General features: G+C 58.6%; 2 protein-coding genes. Both read left to right on the top strand.

Going from position 1 to position 2,360, the window contains the following annotated elements:
• A protein-coding gene (locus NCS02_RS11080) for an IS630 family transposase (RefSeq protein ID WP_250523090.1) occupies window positions 1-902 on the top strand; the annotation gives its coding sequence in 2 pieces (ribosomal slippage) (window positions 1-376 and window positions 376-902; 903 coding nt annotated over the 2 pieces). This gene is flagged as partial in the annotation.
• 126 nt (window positions 903-1,028) lie between these two features.
• Complete coding sequence (locus NCS02_RS11075) at window positions 1,029-2,048, top strand: IS110 family RNA-guided transposase (RefSeq protein ID WP_175983302.1); 1,020 nt, start codon at window positions 1,029-1,031, stop codon at window positions 2,046-2,048.
• Window positions 2,049-2,360 lie beyond the last annotated feature (312 nt).

The following is a 2,360-nucleotide window of genomic DNA, read 5'->3' as shown; positions in this document are numbered from 1 at the left end:
AAGGCCGTTGGCGTGGCGCGGCAGACGGCATACACATGGAAGGCCCGTCTGGACGAAGGCGGCATCGAGGCGTTACGCGTCATGACCACGGGCCGGCCAGCGCAGTCGGATGTGGGCCAGTTGGAGAGCTTGCGCGTGGCGCTGCTGCAAGGTCCAGTGGCACACGGTTTCGGTGCCGAGTTGTGGACACTCAGACGCGTACGGGCGCTCATCGAGCGACTGTATGGCATCACCTTCAGCGAGGTCCATGTCTGGCGACTGCTGGGCGCGCTGGGCTTCAGTTCGCAAAAGCCAGAGCGCCGGGCCATCGAACGCAATGAGCAAGCTGTGCTGACTTGGAAGCGCAAAACTTGGCCTGCGCTCAAAAAAAGTGTGCCGCCGAACGACGACTGATCGTGTTCATTGATGAATCGGGCCTCTCGGAGCGTCCCACGCGCGCGCGCACCTGGGCGCCCAAGGGATGTACGCCGGTCATCCAGTTTCACTTCAACTGGAAGCATGTTTCGGCCATCGCCGGCCTCACCCGCGCGAATTTCCTGTTTCGCTTGCACGATGGCGCAATCAAGAGCGCGCAGATTGTGGAATTTCTCAAGGCGTTGCGCACGCAGTTCAAGCGCAAGTTGTTGATCGTGTGGGATGGCGCTGCGCAGCACAGAAGCGGCGTGGTGCGCGAATATCTCGACAGCACGCATGGAGCAATACAGATGGCACTGCTGCCCGGCTATGCCCCAGACCTCAATCCGGTCGAGTATTTGTGGGCCTGGCTTAAGCGGCACGCCCTGGCCAACTTCTGTCCTGACAACCTCGCTGAACTGAAGTACACCGCTCGCAATAAGCTCAAGAGCGGGCAGAAGCGCAAATCGATCATCGCCGCATGTTGGAAACAAGCCGAGCTGTGGTGAATTGAAATGAACGCGTCCCACCCGCAAGCGGCTAAGTAACGGAGCGTGGATCCCCGTGGAGCCCGGGCGGCATCACTGTGCCCACGTGCAAAATATGAGACTTTCCAGGCCAACCGGAGCATCCAAATGAATTGCACTGCGGTGGGTGTAGATATCGCGAAAACGGTGTTTCAAGTGCATTACATTGACCCTGAAACAGGCGAGATCGTCAACAAAGCGGTCAAGCGGGCGAAGTTCCTTCAGCACTTTGCGAACCGTGCCTCCTGCCTCATCGGGATGGAAGCATGTGGTGGTGCACACCACTGGGCGAGGCAGCTCAGAAAGATGGGCCATGAAGTAAGGTTGATGCCGGCGGAATTTGTGAAAGCGTTCAACATCCGCAACAAGAACGACGCGGCAGACGCCCGGGCGATCTGGCTGGCAGTCCAGCAGCCCGGCAAGCCGGTCGCGGTAAAGACCGAAATGCAACAGGCTATGCTCGCGCTGCACCGGATGCGCGAGCAACTCGTGAAGTTCCGCACAATGCAGATCAATGCGCTGCGTGGATTGTTGACGGAATACGGCGAAGTGATGAGCAAAGGGCGAGCAGCCCTGAACCGTGAGATACCGGCGGTGCTCGGCCGGATCGCCGAGCGTCTGCCTGCCGCATTGGTCGATACGCTGCGTGAGCAGTGGAATGGCTTGACGAAGCTGGATGAGCAGATTGCCGGGATCGAGCGGCGTATGCGCGAATGGGTCAAAGAAGACCGGGCGGTGAAGGCGATCAGCGAGATCCCTGGCGTAGGCCTGCTGAGCGCGACGGCGGCAGTCGCGATGATGGGCGACGCGAAGGCCTTTACATCGGGGCGCGAGTTCGCCGCGTGGGCCGGTCTCGTGCCGAAGCAAACAGGTTCGGGGGGCAAGGTCAATCTGCTCGGCATCAGCAAGAGGGGCGACACCTATCTGCGCACCCTGCTGATTCATGGCGCGCGCAGCGTACTGACCCATGCCAAAGAGCCAAGTCCATGGATCGAGCAGATCTGCAAACGTCGTCCATACAACGTAGTAGTCACTGCGCTGGCCAACAAAATGGCGCGCACGATCTGGGCTGTATTGGCTCACGACCGGCCCTATCAGAGGGAATTCGTCAGCGCGAAGCCAGCCTGAATGACACGCACGGCGTAGACAGTTGACTTTTACACAAGGTGAACGACGAAAGGTTGCGTTGGAAATCGAGTGTGATGACAAGCCAGGTAGGACCAGGACTCGCTAAACCTGTATGACATGTAGAGCATTGAGCTCGCGTGGTGAATGAGGTGCGAGTCAGCGGATTTCATAGGGGCCCGCAGCGAACAGTACCAGCTGCAACAAGGCCGGATATAGAGCCGCAACCCCATCCTGTCCGACGTCAAAACACACAAAAACTAGCGCAAAAGGGATGCGTTCATATAGATGTCATGACTTACGTAAGTCTCAATA

This window comes from Caballeronia sp. NCF2, assembly GCF_023631205.1.
GTDB lineage: Bacteria > Pseudomonadota > Gammaproteobacteria > Burkholderiales > Burkholderiaceae > Caballeronia > Caballeronia zhejiangensis.
This window is presented reverse-complemented; position numbering and strand designations above follow the sequence as displayed.

What these genes read in the sequence shown, in the direction of transcription:
- NCS02_RS11075 (WP_175983302.1), top strand. Translation starts at nt 1,029, where the DNA reads ATGAATTGCACTGCGGTGGGTGTAGATATCGCGAAAACGGTGTTTCAA.